The organism is Melittangium boletus DSM 14713 (assembly GCF_002305855.1).
Classification (GTDB): Bacteria; Myxococcota; Myxococcia; order Myxococcales; family Myxococcaceae; genus Cystobacter; species Cystobacter boletus.
On record NZ_CP022163.1, the window covers coordinates 6,195,856 to 6,209,942 of the forward strand.

Annotated in this window: 10 protein-coding genes and 2 pseudogenes; 9 read left to right on the top strand and 3 right to left on the bottom strand. The window is 67.5% G+C overall.

Annotated features, from left to right (window positions below):
• Window positions 1-60 precede the first annotated feature (60 nt).
• The gene (locus tag MEBOL_RS25945) at window positions 61-1,320 is read left to right on the top strand and encodes a hypothetical protein (RefSeq protein ID WP_095979975.1); all 1,260 of its coding nucleotides are present in this window, start codon (window positions 61-63) and stop codon (window positions 1,318-1,320) included.
• A 153-nt stretch (window positions 1,321-1,473) separates the two neighbouring features.
• The gene (locus tag MEBOL_RS25950) at window positions 1,474-1,764 is read left to right on the top strand and encodes a hypothetical protein (RefSeq protein ID WP_157775486.1); all 291 of its coding nucleotides are present in this window, start codon (window positions 1,474-1,476) and stop codon (window positions 1,762-1,764) included.
• A gap of 12 nt (window positions 1,765-1,776) precedes the next feature.
• Here MEBOL_RS25950 and tnpC read toward each other — a convergent pair whose 3' ends face one another.
• Window positions 1,777-3,237 (bottom strand): IS66 family transposase, encoded by a 1,461-nt coding sequence (gene tnpC, locus MEBOL_RS25955; RefSeq protein WP_095979977.1) that lies wholly within the window; start codon window positions 3,235-3,237, stop codon window positions 1,777-1,779.
• Window positions 3,238-3,339: 102 nt separating this feature from the next.
• On the opposite strand from tnpC, the pseudogene sitA5 reads away from it, so the two are divergent.
• Window positions 3,340-4,188, top strand: a pseudogene (sitA5, locus tag MEBOL_RS25960) (SitA5 family polymorphic toxin); the annotation flags it as partial.
• A gap of 168 nt (window positions 4,189-4,356) precedes the next feature.
• Here the strand turns inward: sitA5 and MEBOL_RS25965 are convergent.
• Window positions 4,357-5,670 (bottom strand): IS4 family transposase, encoded by a 1,314-nt coding sequence (locus MEBOL_RS25965; protein WP_095982608.1) that lies wholly within the window; start codon window positions 5,668-5,670, stop codon window positions 4,357-4,359.
• Window positions 5,671-5,863: 193 nt separating this feature from the next.
• On the opposite strand from MEBOL_RS25965, the pseudogene MEBOL_RS25970 reads away from it, so the two are divergent.
• From MEBOL_RS25970 to MEBOL_RS25985, 4 genes and pseudogenes are all read left to right on the top strand, one after another.
• A pseudogene (locus MEBOL_RS25970) lies at window positions 5,864-6,151 on the top strand (AHH domain-containing protein); the annotation flags it as partial.
• Complete coding sequence (locus MEBOL_RS25975) at window positions 6,148-6,498, top strand: DUF2019 domain-containing protein (protein WP_095983013.1); 351 nt, start codon at window positions 6,148-6,150, stop codon at window positions 6,496-6,498. The pseudogene MEBOL_RS25970 and the gene MEBOL_RS25975, both read left to right, overlap by 4 nt.
• 41 nt (window positions 6,499-6,539) lie before the next feature.
• Complete coding sequence (locus MEBOL_RS25980; RefSeq protein ID WP_095979980.1) at window positions 6,540-7,028, top strand: YqaA family protein; 489 nt, start codon at window positions 6,540-6,542, stop codon at window positions 7,026-7,028.
• A gap of 90 nt (window positions 7,029-7,118) precedes the next feature.
• On the top strand, window positions 7,119-8,747 hold the full coding sequence (locus MEBOL_RS25985; protein WP_095979981.1) for an endonuclease/exonuclease/phosphatase family protein: 1,629 nt from the start codon (window positions 7,119-7,121) through the stop codon (window positions 8,745-8,747).
• Window positions 8,748-8,804: 57 nt separating this feature from the next.
• Here MEBOL_RS25985 and MEBOL_RS25990 read toward each other — a convergent pair whose 3' ends face one another.
• On the bottom strand, window positions 8,805-9,992 hold the full coding sequence (locus MEBOL_RS25990) for an AI-2E family transporter (RefSeq protein ID WP_095979982.1): 1,188 nt from the start codon (window positions 9,990-9,992) through the stop codon (window positions 8,805-8,807).
• 243 nt (window positions 9,993-10,235) lie between these two features.
• Here MEBOL_RS25990 and xdhA point away from each other — a divergent pair, with 243 nt between their 5' ends.
• Both xdhA and xdhB read left to right on the top strand, forming a co-directional pair.
• A complete protein-coding gene (gene xdhA, locus MEBOL_RS25995) occupies window positions 10,236-11,687 on the top strand; it encodes a xanthine dehydrogenase small subunit (RefSeq protein ID WP_095979983.1) in 1,452 nt (483 codons plus the stop codon).
• A gap of 6 nt (window positions 11,688-11,693) precedes the next feature.
• On the top strand, window positions 11,694-14,072 hold the full coding sequence (xdhB, locus tag MEBOL_RS26000; RefSeq protein ID WP_095979984.1) for a xanthine dehydrogenase molybdopterin binding subunit: 2,379 nt from the start codon (window positions 11,694-11,696) through the stop codon (window positions 14,070-14,072).
• The last annotated feature ends 15 nt before the right edge of the window (window positions 14,073-14,087 follow it).

Consider the following 14,087-nt stretch of genomic DNA (forward strand, 5'->3'; position numbering starts at 1 on the left):
CCGTCTGGTGAGCCCGTTGTGGGGGGTGGTACTCCATGTGGACGGAGAGGTGAGGTCGTGATGGGAGTGAAGTTGTTGCTGGCGGGCTGGTACGGACACGACGATGTCTCCGGACCCGAGGCCCCCCGGCCCTGGTTGCGGCGCGTGGAAGGCTGGTTGCGCGAGACGGCGGACGCCTTCCTGGAGGGCAGCCGGGTCATCGAGAGCTCGCAAGGCCCCATCCTCCTGGTTCGCCTGCATCCGGCCGCGGATGACGTGGCCATCGTGGCGGCGGGGCAGGGCCGGGTGGTGGTCTCGGCCAACACCTCCATGGTGGGCCCCGGCTATCACCGCTTCCTGTGTGACGTGCTGCACGACCTGGGTGAGGCGCTCGAGGTGGACTGGGCGGAGCCCGGGCTCACCACCGAGGGCGTGGGAGACCCCACGGGCTACTTCCACACCGGGGACGCGAGCGGCATCGCACCGCGCATGCTCGCCTGGTTGGGGGAGATGGCCGGGCGCGTCCTGGACTTCCGCCATCAGGGGCATTCAGGGGCCACGTTGTCGCTGCGCGCCGGGCGCGGCTTCGAATACCCCGGTGCCGTGCTCACGCCGATGGGCCCTCGTGACGAGGCGTGGCTGCGCGCCGTGAGGGAGGACCCCCGGATCGGGCAGGACATCTTCCCCTGGTGGGAGCCGGGCCTGGGGGCCACGGTGAAGCTGGGCTGGGCGCTCAGCCGCATCTGGACGGAGATGGTGTGGCGGCCTCCCCTGCTCGAGGAGGAGCGTCACCTGTTCCGCGAGGTGGCGCGGCTGTTGGAGCAAGCCTGGCGGGAGGATCCGTCGCTCGCCTATCCCTGGCGCGAGTGGCAGCAGGTCCTGGGCTATCTGGGCGTGGGCGGGACGTTGGCCGAGGAGGTCTCCCGGCGCGCGGCCGCGGCCCCCGTGGGTCCGCTCAGCGGCTACCGGCGTGGGGTGGTGCAGGTGACGCTGCCCGAGGGGTGGGAGATCCGCATTCCCGGCTCGTTGGCCGAGCAGCGGCTGGCGGATGGCAGTTGGGTGGCGAGGGATCACCGCCGCAGCGTGCGCTTCCTGCCGTTGAGGGACGTGGAGGGCATTGCTCCGGGGCCCGAGAAGGACATGCCCTACGAATTCCAGCACCGGGGCGAGCGGGTGCACGGACGCGCCACGTTGCAGGGGGCGGAGGGGGAGTACCGGCTCACGGCGCTGTGCGAGTCCGGGGAGCACCGGGCCCTGTGTGTTGTCAGCTTCGACGACCCCGACGAGCAGGACTGGGCGCTGGGCACGTGGCGCTCGTTGGACCACGCCGTCGCGGCCTGAGTTCCATCGGGGAGTGTCGCCGCGGCTCACTCGCCAGTGGCTTGACGTGGCTTTTTGCCCTCCTCTGTAATCAGGGAGAGGGCCTTCCCACTTGAGCGGTTCGCCCGAAGGGATGCGGCAATGTCTTCTTCCCATTCTAGCGATTCGCGCGCCATGGGAGCGCGGCAGTCCTCTCTCGCCGGGGCCCTGGCGCTGGTTGTGTGGATGCTGATGACGGCGTGCACCACGAGTGCCCGCGTGGGCGCGGCATACCTCCACCATCCGCCTCCGCTCCAGGCCTCCTCGGAAGCGCTGGAGTCGGAAGTTGACGATGGAGACACGGGTGATGACGATGTCGTCTTCACGAATCTGCCGAAGGACTTCGCTCCAGTGCGGGTCGGTGACTCTGAACTGATGGCGGCCCTGACGTCTTTTTGGCTCAACGTGCCGCTGCGGGTTTCGTAACCGTTCACCAGCTCAGGCGGTGAGCGCGAGCTGAGGTTCGGGCGCGGAGGGGAGGAGCGAAGGCCCGCGCAGGCCGCGGCGGTGCGCGGCGAGGGTCTCGGTCAGGAAGGCGAGCACGTCACGGCCTTGCAGCTTGAGGGTGGTGGTGGAGGTGAAGATGCGCTCCACGAAGCGGCTGCCCTCCTCACTCTGCGTGCCGAAGGACGTCTTCCTGTACATGACGGCGTGCCGGATGCAGCGCTCGCCGAAATTGTTGGTGGGCTCGAGGCCCGGCACATCGACAAACGTCCAGAGGCACTTCTCCCACTGGAGGATTTCCCGGGCCATGCCGGCCGTCTTCTTCTCTGCCCGCAGAGCCGCCGCGCGCAGCAGTTGGCCGACTCTGCGTTCCACGCCGCGCATGCGCTCTTCGAAACGCTCGCGTGACAGGGTGCCGTCACGCACGCGGTGGTACCACTTGAAGAAGCGGTTGCGCTCGCGCATGAGCTCTCTGCCTATCCGCCCACCCCGGCCGCCCCTGTCGATGAAACCCTGGAAGTCGCGTGTGAGGTGTGCCCAGCACAGCTGCCGCAGCCCTGCATCCACCCACGCGTAGGCGCTCCACCTGTCGGTGGTGAGGAAGCCCGCGAAGTCCGCGCCGAGCAACTGGCGGGCGACCTTGCCGCCGCGGCTTCTGGCGATGTGGAACACCACTACCAGCGCAGTGGCCACCACCCACAGCCAGGCGCGGCCGGCCCGGCCGCCCTCTCGTCCCTGTGCAAACCCCGTCTCGTCGGCGTTGACCGCCTCCGAGGTCTGCACGTAGGCGAGGGCTTCGGCCGTCGGTGGCGCGAGTGCCTCCGACATCTCGCCCTCCAGGTTGCTGACGCTGCCCACCGACAACTCGACGCCCAACATGTCTGACAAAGCGTCCTTCACCAGTCGCTTGGACAAGCGGTACTTGCCCACCAGCAACGAGGCGAGCGCTGTGAGCCGGTCACCAAAGACGCTGCGCGCGTGCACGGGCACTTCCCCGCGCGTCACCACCCCACAACCAGGGCATTGCAGTGCATGGCAGCGGTACTCAGTGACAATGGCCGACAGGGGCGGCACTTCCACCACCTGGTGACGCCGGGGCGCGGTGTCTTGCCCATTCAGCCGCCGCTTGCAACCCCGGCACTCCCTGGGCACCAACTCCACGACGTGCTGCACGTCCTCGGGCGGCAGCAGCGCGCGCTCATGCTTCTTGTGCCCAGGCTGGCCTCCGGGACGGCGGCCCGTGGGCCTCTTGCCCTGGCGCGGAGTGCCGGGGGTATCCGAGGAGGGCGGCTTGGAGGAGTTGCTCGAGTTGAGCCCCATCCGTTCCTTGAGCCATCGATTCTCCTCGCGCAGCCTTTCATTCTCCTCCTCCAATTGCGCGATACGCTCCAGCGCTGCCTCCAGCCGTTTCTCCAGCTGCGCTATCCGTGCGTCTCGGGCATCCACCTCCACCATGCCCTGGCTACACCACGCCAGACGTCCTCTTGTCCAGTACCACTTTTCCGGTCACGTCTAGCCCGGCTCCTCTTCAACCAAGCCAATGCAGTGAACGGTTACCGGGTTTCTACCTCCCGTTCCCTTCTGTATGTCGGCCGGAGTCTGGCGCTGGCATCCGCGCCTTTGAGTGATGAAGCGTGGCGGTCAGAACTGTCACGCTCCTATGGGCGGTTTTGCGAGCGGCGCGGCACTCCGGGTGATTGTCTGACTCTGTTTGACGACGGACCCCTCCTGCAAGCCAATGATAGGCGGAGCATTGCTCTTGCCCTGGCAGTGCGGCCCGCTCTGGATGGTATGGACGCGGAAGTGAAGGCCATGCTCAACCCCACGCGGGTTCTGGCGACCCTCAGTTTCACCGTGACGGCCTACATGGCGCTCTTGCTTGCACCCGAACCGTTGACGAAGGGCGCGGCTCTTGTGTTTTCCGTGCTCATGTGGGGCTATCTCGGATGGGAGTTTTTTGACCTGCTGCGGGCATATGCGCACCTTTACGAAGATGCTCCGAAAGCCTCGACCTTCGCGGAACTGCGGGCGGTGGGTGAGCGGTTCGGGAGCGTCATCGGCCCCAACAGCGTGAGAATTCTCGTCATCGTGGCGACGGCGGCGATAGGCGAAACAGCCGCGCTCGCATCGAAAGGGCCGAAACTGCCAGGCTTCGGACAAGCCGCGCGCACGGTGGAGGCAAACACCGGGCTTCGCCTGATGGATGCGGCAACCCATGCCGAGAGAGTCGTTGTCTCCGTGAACGAGGGCACGATTCGCCTTGTTCTGCCAGCCAATGCCATCTCCATGACCGCGCGGAGTGGTGGCGATGGACGCTCTTCGTTCGGGAATGCCGAAGCTCCGAACGGTGGCGGGCCTCTCCCCTTGCGATATCGGGCCTTCAAGTCGTTTAGGGCCTTCAAGCGCACCCCTTTCAAGGTCGAATAGTGGCTCGCCACCTTTATGGTTTAGACAGGGCGGATGAGGGCGCATCAGTGAAGCTGGGCAGACCATCAGACATAGCCATGCCATGAAGCGCCCGGCGCTGCGGTGCTACTGGTCTCTTGCCTGCCTTGGTTGGCCTCCGTCTGCTGTTCAGGAGATTTTCTCGCCCTTGAGCACACGTGCTGTTGCCACATGCTTGCGCGCCACCTCTCCCGGTACATAGCCTTTCTTCACCTTCTTCTTGGCGGCGCGGGGATGTTTGCGCAATGTGGAAGGCTTCACCTTCTTCGCTAGCTCCAGCAGGAGCTCACTCAACTGCTCCGCGCTCCGTACTTCCTGTCCGCTCCAGTCCTCCGGCTCCACCACCATCATCATTCCTCCGTAAGCGAACTTCACTTCGGCGGCAATGTAAAAGGTGGACACCTGCATATTGGCAGCCTCCAGGTCATGGCTGGCTTCCACCGCGGTTTTCACCACCGACAACACATTGTAGGCCAGTACCGCCACCCCAAAGGCCAGCAGCGCCGCTCGTGGTCTCCCCAAACTCCGCACCTCGCTCTCGAGCACGGCCTCCAACTCTCCAAACATCCCTTCAATCGTCCAGCGCTTCCTGTACAGCTGCGCTACCTCCACGGCGCTCAGTTTCTCCTCGGGCACGTTCGTGAGCAGCCGAATGGCTGTTTCCCCGTCTTCTGTTGGCTCCTCCAACTCCACTTCAATCCGTCTCAACTCCAACGGCTCTTCCCCCTCCACTCGCACTGCCTGCTCGTACACACGTCCCGTTGGCCCTCGGCCTACTTCCCTCCGCTCCCCCAGCGCAGTCGGATTGGGCGACACGCCGTGCTCTCGAATGATGAAGGCCGCTCTCTTTTCATGCACCGCGCGCAGAATCCGGCTCGTGGAGAAGTTCCTGTCCGCCAGCCACAATTCTCCCTCCCGCACTCGCTCCAACACCGGCCCCATCAACGCCCGCTCTTGTGCATGCGCGTCTTCAGCCGGCAGCACATCCACCACCAGGCTCAACTCCGGCGCATACACCACCAACGACTGTCCGGGCAGCGCAGCTCCTCGGAATTCTCTCAACGGTTTGAGCCGCTTCTCACTGGCGGGGAGGTGATTGCCATCCAAGACTCGCACCTGGTAACCCGCCGCCCACGGCCCCTGCTTCTTCATGGGCCGCACCACGGGCAACAACCTCTCCGCGCTCCCTTGCACCAGGGCTCGCACCACCTGGGGCTCGGTGTGATTGACTTTGTCGTAGAGCGCCGCCAGCGAGACGGTCAAGTCCGGGTCGGACTGCGCCGCGGCGTGCAGCGACGGTCGCAGTCCCAGCGCCACCACTCCCATCAAATCCACTACCGAGGAGAAGAGCAACTCGCGCGTGTACTGCTGCTCTCGGTTCGCTTCGAATACCTCATCAATCCATTGCGAACTCAGGGCATGCTCAAGCGTGCGGCGCACCATCACCGTGACGGGACTGCGCTGCGTGAAACGCTCCATGATTGCCTTCAAGGCCACGTTTGTTCCTCCGCGATGGGGCGCGAGGAATTTGCCTCGACCGTCCGGCTCCCCGGACCCACTTCCGCCCAGGTGGGCTTTCACCCTCCCACCTGACCGCTAGGGTAGCACCCTCCACATGACCTTGAAAGTGGTGGCCTTCAAGCGTTACATGGGAAAAGCGGGGGCGGGAAAGGAGTGGCACCACGTTGTCGAGAAGCGGAATGCGAAGCGCTTTGGCGCCGAGGCCATTCATAATACAGAGAATATTATTGAGTTGGAGAAGTCATTGCACGATAGGGTGAGTGCGTTCTATTCGTCGATCCAGAAGGAGCTCACTGGTTCGGAGTTGACTGTCAGGATGTGTCTTGAGTCGCGGTCGTATGAAGCCCAGCGTCAATTCGGCCTGCAGGTGATTGAAAATATCAGGAGAGGTGTTTGGAGGTGAATCTAAAGCAGTTCGTGGAGGAGTTCGCTGCCAATGTGGCCGGGCAGACGGATGCGATCTGGAGGGGAGATTCCAAGACGGGTAATCGGCACGCGAAGAAGTATCTGGCGGCGTTCGATAAGTTGCGTGCCCACGGTGATGCCGGAAGGACTGCCTTGGTTTCCTTGCTTGCACACCCGCGCATGGATGTTCGAGTCAAGGCGGCAGCGTACTTGCTTCGCTATAGGACAGCCGAAGCGAAAGGAGTTCTAGAAGAAGCCGCGAAGAGCGAGGGGATGATTCCCTTTATTGCCGCTCAGGTGTTGAAGAATTGGGAGGAAGGCACCTGGAATCTGGATCTTGAGTAGGGAGTGGTGATGACCCCCGGACGGCCTATGGTGAGGGCCTGATGCCCGATGCCTCTACACTCGCTCATTGGGGACTGCCCGGGCTCTTCCTGGTGGCGATGGTGGCGGGCTCCATCCTGCCCGCGCCCTCCGAGGCGGTGCTCGCCGCGCTCGTCTATGGCGGCGTGTCCCCCTCATCGGCGGTGGGGGTGGCCACCCTGGGCAACGTGCTGGGCTCGCTCACCGTGTACCTCCTGGGCTCCTGGGTGGCGCGCGGGGGCGGGGGGCCCGTGGGCCGCTGGGTCCAACGCCGGAGCGCCCAGGAGGGCCCCCGGTTGGAGCGGGCCCGGGCGCGACTGGCGACGTGGGGCGCTCCCGCGCTCCTGTTCGCCTGGCTTCCCGTCGTGGGTGACGTGTTCGTGCTCGCCGCGGGGCTCGTGGGCATGCGCGCCGGGCCCTTCGTTGGCTTCGTGACCCTCGGCAAGGGCCTGCGTTACCTCGTCGTCGCGTTCTCGGCTCTCGCGGCGCGTCATACTGGAATTTCACCGTGAGGCTGCGAGACGCGGGGGGGGCTCCTGGACTAAGGATGGGGGCGCCGTCCCTCCCTCCAGTGCCCGTTGCGGCGGGCAGGAAGCCTCCCGATGCCAAAGTCCTCCTCCTCTCGCTGGTCCCTTCGCGGGTTGTTCCTCCCGCTGCTCGCCGTGGCCCTCGCCGCGTGCGGTGAGGGGCCTCCCCAGGCCGCTCAGGGCACGCCAGAGGCCGGATTGTCCTCCCGAGCGGGCTCGCTCGCGGAAGTCCGGGTGCGGCTCATGGCGGCCAATATCTCCAGCGGCAACAACCAGAGCTATGACCCCGGCCACGGCACCCGCATCTTCCAGGGCACCCAGCCGGACATCGTGATGATCCAGGAGTTCAACTACGGCTCCAACTCCGCCGCGGACATCCGCTCCTTCGTCAACACGGCCTTCGGCTCGAACTTCTATTACTACCGGGAGACGGGCGCTCAAATCCCCAACGGCATCATCAGCCGTTACCCCATCCTCGAGTCTGGCGAGTGGACCGACACGGAGGTGGGCAATCGGGACTTCGCCTGGGCGCGCATCGACATCCCAGGGCCCAAGGACCTCTGGGTGGTGAGCGTGCACCTGCTCACCCGGAGCGCCGGCGTGCGCAACACGGAGGCCAACAACCTCGTCAACTACATCAAGTCCAAGGTGCCGGCGAGTGACTACCTGGCCATCGGTGGCGACTTCAACTCGGACAACCGCAGCGAAGCCCTGTTCTCCACCTTCTCCTCCGTGGTGTCCACGGCGAGCCCCTACCCGGCGGACAAGAATGGCAACGTCAACACCAACGCGAGCCGCGGCAAGCCGTATGACCACGTGCTGGTGAGCAGCAACCTGCGCGCCTTGCAGACGGCCACGGTCATCGGCTCCAGCTCGTTCGCCGCGGGCCTGGTGGTGGACACGCGCGTGTACTCGCCCCTGTCGGAGATCTCCCCCGCTCAGAGCGGCGACAGCGGCTCCACCAACATGCAGCACATGGCCATCATCAAGGACTTCCTCGTGCAGGACGACGGCTCCACGCCGATTCCCACGGGCCGCGTGACGGTGGTGTCTCCCAACGGGGGCGAGGCCTGGACGGTGGGCAGCAGCCGCGCCATCACCTGGACGGCGAGTGACGTCACCCAGGTCAAGCTGGAGTACACGGTGGACGGGAGCACGTGGAGCGTGATCTCCGCGGGCACGTCCGCCAGCGCGGGCAGCTACACCTGGACGGTGCCGAACACGGTGACCACGACGGCCCGGGTGCGCGTGAGCGATGCCTCCAACGCGGCCGTCTCCGACACCAGCGACGCCGTCTTCGCCATCACGGGCACCACGCCTCCGCCGGACTCCTCGACCCCCATCACCCAGGAGACCGAGTCCAACGGCACCCCGGCGACCGCCAACGGCCGGGTGGCGGCCAACACCGACGTGAGCGGCGCCATCTCCAGCGCCACGGACGTGGACTGGTTCAAGTTCACCGTGACCGACGCGGGGGCCGTGAAGGTGAAGCTGTCCATGCCCGACATGGACAACCTGGACTGGTACGTCTACACGGCGTCGGACCTGGTGCTGTTCGCGGCGCGAGGCTACGGCGCCAACAACCCCGAGGTGGGCACCTTCACCGCCGACGCGCCCGGTACCTACTACGTGAAGGTGGTGGGCTACGCGGGCGCGATGAGCCCCTACGTCCTCAACGTGAGTGGCGCGGGTGTGAAGCCCTGAGCCTCGCGGCGTGGCGCCCGGGACCCGTGGGGGTCTCCGGGCGCCTCCGCCTTCCCCTCAGTGGCTGTCCTCGTGCGCCTTGTCGTGGATGATGCGCTCGGACGGCTTCACCCGGGGTTCCTCCGGCATGGGCGCGGGGCTCGTCGGGGCCGTGCGGAGTTCCTCCGGAAGGATGAGCGGTTTCGTGGAACGCCTGTCCCCGTAGTCGCGCTCGTAGATGCGCACCACGGCGAGGAAGAAGGCCAGGATGAGCGGCCCGAGCAACAGGCCGATGGCGCCGAACATGGCCAGGCCCCCGAGCAGCGAGAAGAAGACGAGCGCGCCGTGCATGTTCATGCCGCGCTTGGCCAGGATGGGTTTGACGACGTTGTCGGACAGGCCCACCACGATGATGCCCCAGGCGGCCAGGAAGATGGCGAAGCCGGTGTGGCCCGTGGCGAGCAGCAGCAGGGCCGCGACGATGCACACCGCCGCGCCGCCGATGGCCGGGATGAGGGCGAAGACGAACGTGACCGCCGTGAAGAAGAGCGGCGCGGGCACCCGGGCGATGAAGTAGCCCACCATCGCCGCCAGGGCCTGCACGCCCGCAGTGAGCACGGAGGACGTCAGCACGGATTTGGTGACGGTCCGGAACTCATTGAGCAGTTCCGTCGTCTGTCCGCGCCGCAAGGGCGACACCTGCTCGATCCACCCCACCAAGCGCCCTCCATCCACCAGCAGGAAGTAGAGGGCGATCATCATCATCGTGGCTTGCAGGGCCACGGTGCCCGTGGCCATCACCATGCCGCCCACCGTCTGGGCCGCCGTCGTCCCCTGGCTCGACACGTGCGACTGGATCGTCTGCCACACACTGGCGCTTCCGCTCTGCAGACTCTGCATCAACCGCTCGGCCGGGCCCCGGAGCATGCCCGGGACATAGTTCAGCAAGCCTTCCAGGCCCTTCTGGTTCACCACGTTGGAGACGAACTCCACGCCCTGGGTGATCTCGGTGACGATGAAGGCGGTGATGGCGGTGATGGGGGCGAGCAACGCGAGGATGATGCCGGCGCAGATGACTCCGGACGCCAGTCCCCGCCGGCCCCGGAAGTGCCGCGTCAGCCAGTTATGCAGGCCTTGAAAGGCGCCCGCCAGCACCGCGGCCAGGAAGAAGGCCTCGAAGAAGGGATACGCGACGAGGAACACCAGGGCGAGCGACAGGAGGATGAGCCCGATGAAGACGCGCTGGGCTCCTTTTTCGGTGGCCATGGCAACACAATGGGAATGATCCACGTCAAGCGGTAGGGGCGAGGAGCATCCGGTGGCCCGCCAGGCTCGGTTGCTCTAGGGGCGGTGGCCGTGGCGCTCCCGGCCGGGCCTCTCGGTGTGGCTGGCCAGGATGTTGGATGTCGGGCATTGATGAAGAGGGGTGCTCGGACGCACCGCCGGGCGAGTGCCGTAGTAGGCTCCCGCTCCCGGCCGCTCCACCTCTGAGCGGACCGGAGGAGGCCCATGGAACGCCTGCGCTTCTTCTTGAATGACCGGCCCGTCGAGGAGACGGGGCTCTCGCCCACCACCACCTTGTTGCGCTACCTGCGCGACCGGGCCCACCTGACGGGCACGAAGGAGGGCTGCGCGGAGGGCGATTGCGGCGCCTGCTCGGTCGCTGTCCTGGAGCAGGACGGTCAGGGTGTGGCTTCGCTCCGCGCGGTGAACGCCTGCCTGCTCCTGCTGCCCATGGTGCAGGGCAAGCGCGTCTACACGGTGGAGTCCCTCAAGGAGAGCGGACGCTGGCATGTCGTCCAGGAGGCACTGGCGCGAAGCCTGGGCTCGCAGTGTGGCTACTGCACACCGGGTGTCGCCATGTCGATGTTGGAGGCCTGTCACCGCCGGGACCTGGACGAGCCCTGGAAGCTGGACGCCCAGATGTGCGGCAACCTCTGCCGCTGCACCGGCTACCGGCCCATCCGCGAGGCCGCGAGCCAGGTGGCGGGTCTGCGGCCGCCGGACCGGTTCGCCCGCGCGCTCGGGGAGACGCGTCCCGAGCCCATGGACCTCGCCTACGCGGCCGGAGCCCAGCGCTTCTTCACCCCGGGCTCGCTGGACGCCCTCTGGGACGTGCTGGACGCGCACCCCTCGGCCCGCTTCGTCGTGGGGGGCACGGACCTGTCGCTGGAGGTGACCAAGCGCTACGCCGAGCCCCCCTTGCTGGTGTCGCTCGAGGCGCTGTCCGAGCTGCGCGTGCTGGAGCCCCGAGGTGGGGGCCATCGCCTGGGCGCCACGGCGCGGCTCACGGACGTGGAGGACTACGCGCGCGCCGTGAGTCCTCCCCTGGAGCGCATGCTGCGCTACTTCGGCTCGCGGCAGATCAAGAACCGCGCGACGGTGGGCGGCAACCTGTGCACCGCCTCGCCCATTGGAGACATGGCGCCGGTGCTGCTGGCGCTCGGGGCGGAGGTGGTGCTGCGCTCGCGCGCCGGGGAGCGGCGGCTGCCCCTGGAGGACTTCTTCGTCGGCTACCGGCGCACGGCGCTCGGGGCGGGGGAGGTGCTGGCCTATGTGGACATTCCGGAGCAGCCGGAGGCGGCCCGGGCGCTGGCCTACAAGGTGTCCAAGCGCCGCGAGGCGGACATCAGCAGTGTGTCCGCTGGCTTCCGCGTGGTGGTGGATGGGGAGGGGCGGGTGACCGAGGCCCGTCTGGCCTATGGCGGCATGGCGGCCACTCCCGCGCGTGCCCGGCGGACCGAGGCCGCGCTGGTGGGGCAGCCGTGGACGGAGGCCGTCGTGGAGGCCGCGTTGCCCCGGCTCGCGGAGGACTTCCAGCCCCTGTCGGACCATCGGGGCTCGGCCTGGTTCCGTGCCCAGCTCGCCCAGAACCTCCTGCGCGGCTTCTTCCATGAAACCCTCGAGACGCCCCGGCCCCGATTCGCCGAGCGCCACGCGGCCACGGTCCAGGTGAGGTGATTCGAGATGAGCTCGCTGCCTTCTCCTTCTTCGTCCGATACGGCCTCCGTCCCACACGCCGGGCCGTCCCGCTCGCCCCTGCACGCCTCGGCGCCTCACGAGAGCGGCCTCAAGCACACCAGTGGCGAGGCCATTTATGTGGATGACCTGCCCGCGCCCCGGGACCTGGTGACGGGGCACATCGTCACCTCGCCGCACGCGCACGCGCGCCTCGGGCGGGTGGATGCCTCGCGGGCCCGCGCGCTGCCCGGCGTGCTCGCGGTGCTCTTCGCCCAGGACATCCCCGGACACAACCAGGTGGGCCCCGTCATCCATGACGAACCCCTGTTGGCGGAGGGGGAGGTGCACTTCGTCGGGCAGTCGGTGGCCCTGGTGCTCGCGGAGAGCGCCGACGTGGCCCGCCGCGCCGCGGCCCTGGTGGAGGTGGAGTACACGCCGCTGCCCGCGATCCTGTCCATCCAGGCGGCGGTCCAGGCGGGCTCCTTCCTGTCGGATCCGCACACCATCCGCCAGGGAGACCCCGAGGCCGCGCTCGCGGCGGCGCCGGTGCGCGTGTCCGGCGAGTGCATGACGGGGGCCCAGGACCACTTCTACCTGGAGACCCAGGCCTCGCTCGCGGTGCCCGGCGAGGACGGCGCGGTGCACCTGTGGTGCTCCACCCAGCATCCCACCGAGGTGCAGACGCTGGTGGCCGAGGTGCTCGGCATCGGGCGCCATCTGGTGGTGGTGGAAGTGCCGCGCATGGGCGGTGGCTTCGGCGGCAAGGAGACGCAGGCCGCGCCCTTCGCGTGCCTCGCGGCCCTGGGCACGCGCGCCACCGGGCGGCCCGTGAAGGTGTGGCTCAACCGCGACCAGGACATGGCGAGCACGGGCAAGCGCCATCCCTTCTGGGGCCGTTACGACGCGGGCCTCGATGAGACGGGGCGGCTGCTCGCGTTGAAGGTGGAGCTGGTGTCCGACGGGGGATGGAGCACGGATCTGTCGCGGGCCATCCTGGACCGGGCGCTCTTCCACCTGGACAACGCGTACTTCGTTCCGGCCCTCCAGTTCACCGGCCGGGTGGCGCGCACGAACCTGCCCTCCAACACGGCCTTCCGGGGCTTTGGCGGTCCCCAGGGCATGTTCGTGATGGAGGAGATGCTCAACCACGCGGCCGAGCGGCTCGGGATGGACCCCGCCGTGCTGCGCGAGCGCAACTACTACGGGGAGGCTCCGCGCGACACCACGCCCTACGGCCAGCCCGTGGTGGGCAACCGCCTGCCGCGCATCCACGCGGAGCTGCTGGCCTCGAGTGACTACGCGCGGCGCCGCGCGGAGATCGAGACCTTCAACGCCGCCTCGCGCTGGACGAAGCGGGGCATTGGCCTGCAGCCGGTGAAGTTCGGCATCTCCTTCACCACGAGCTTCCTCAACCAGGCCGGGGCGCTGGTGATGCTGTACACGGATGGAAGCGTGCAGCTCAACCACGGTGGCACGGAGATGGGCCAGGGCCTGCACACCAAGATGCGGGCCTTGTGCGCGCACGAGCTGGGCGTGCCTCCCGAGCGCGTCCGGGTCATGCACACCGCCACGGACAAGGTGCCCAACACCTCGGCGACGGCGGCCTCCAGTGGCTCGGATCTCAACGGTCAGGCGGTGAAGCAGGCCTGCGAGGTGCTGCGCGAGCGGCTGGCCCCGGTGGCCCTGGGGCTGCTGAAGCTCGACGCCCGGAACGAGTCGCTGGCGCGGGGGGTTGTCTTCGCCGGGGGCGAGGTCTCCCACCCCGCGCGTCCCGAGCGCACGCTGCGCTTCGCCGAGGTGGTACACACCGCCTACCTGGCCCAGCTGTCCCTGTCCGCCACCGGCTACTACCGCACGCCCGACATCACGTATGACCGGGACACCGGACGCGGCAAGCCCTTCCACTACTACGCCTTTGGCGCCGCCGTGGTGGAGGTGGAGCTGAGTGGCCTCACGGGAGAGCACCGCGTGCGCCGCGTGGATGTGCTCCATGACGTGGGCGCCTCGCTCGTGCCCAGCATCGACGTGGGCCAGGTGGAGGGAGGCTTCATCCAGGGCCTGGGCTGGCTCACCTGCGAGGAGGTGCTGTTCGACGCCAAGGGCCGGCTCATCACCCACTCCCCGGACACGTACAAGATTCCGGCGGTGGGCGACGCGCCCGAGGACTTCCGCGTCGCGCTGCTGGAGCGCGCCCCCCAGGACAACACCGTTCATGGCAGCAAGGCGGTGGGCGAGCCGCCCTTCATGCTCGCCATCGGCGCGGTGACGGCGCTGCGGCATGCCGTCTCCGCCTTCGGGCCCTCGGGGACGCCGGTGACGCTCGCCTCGCCCGCCACGCCCGAGGCCCTGCTTCGAGCGGTGGAAACGGCGCGGACCGGCCGTTAACAGGGAGGGGCTACT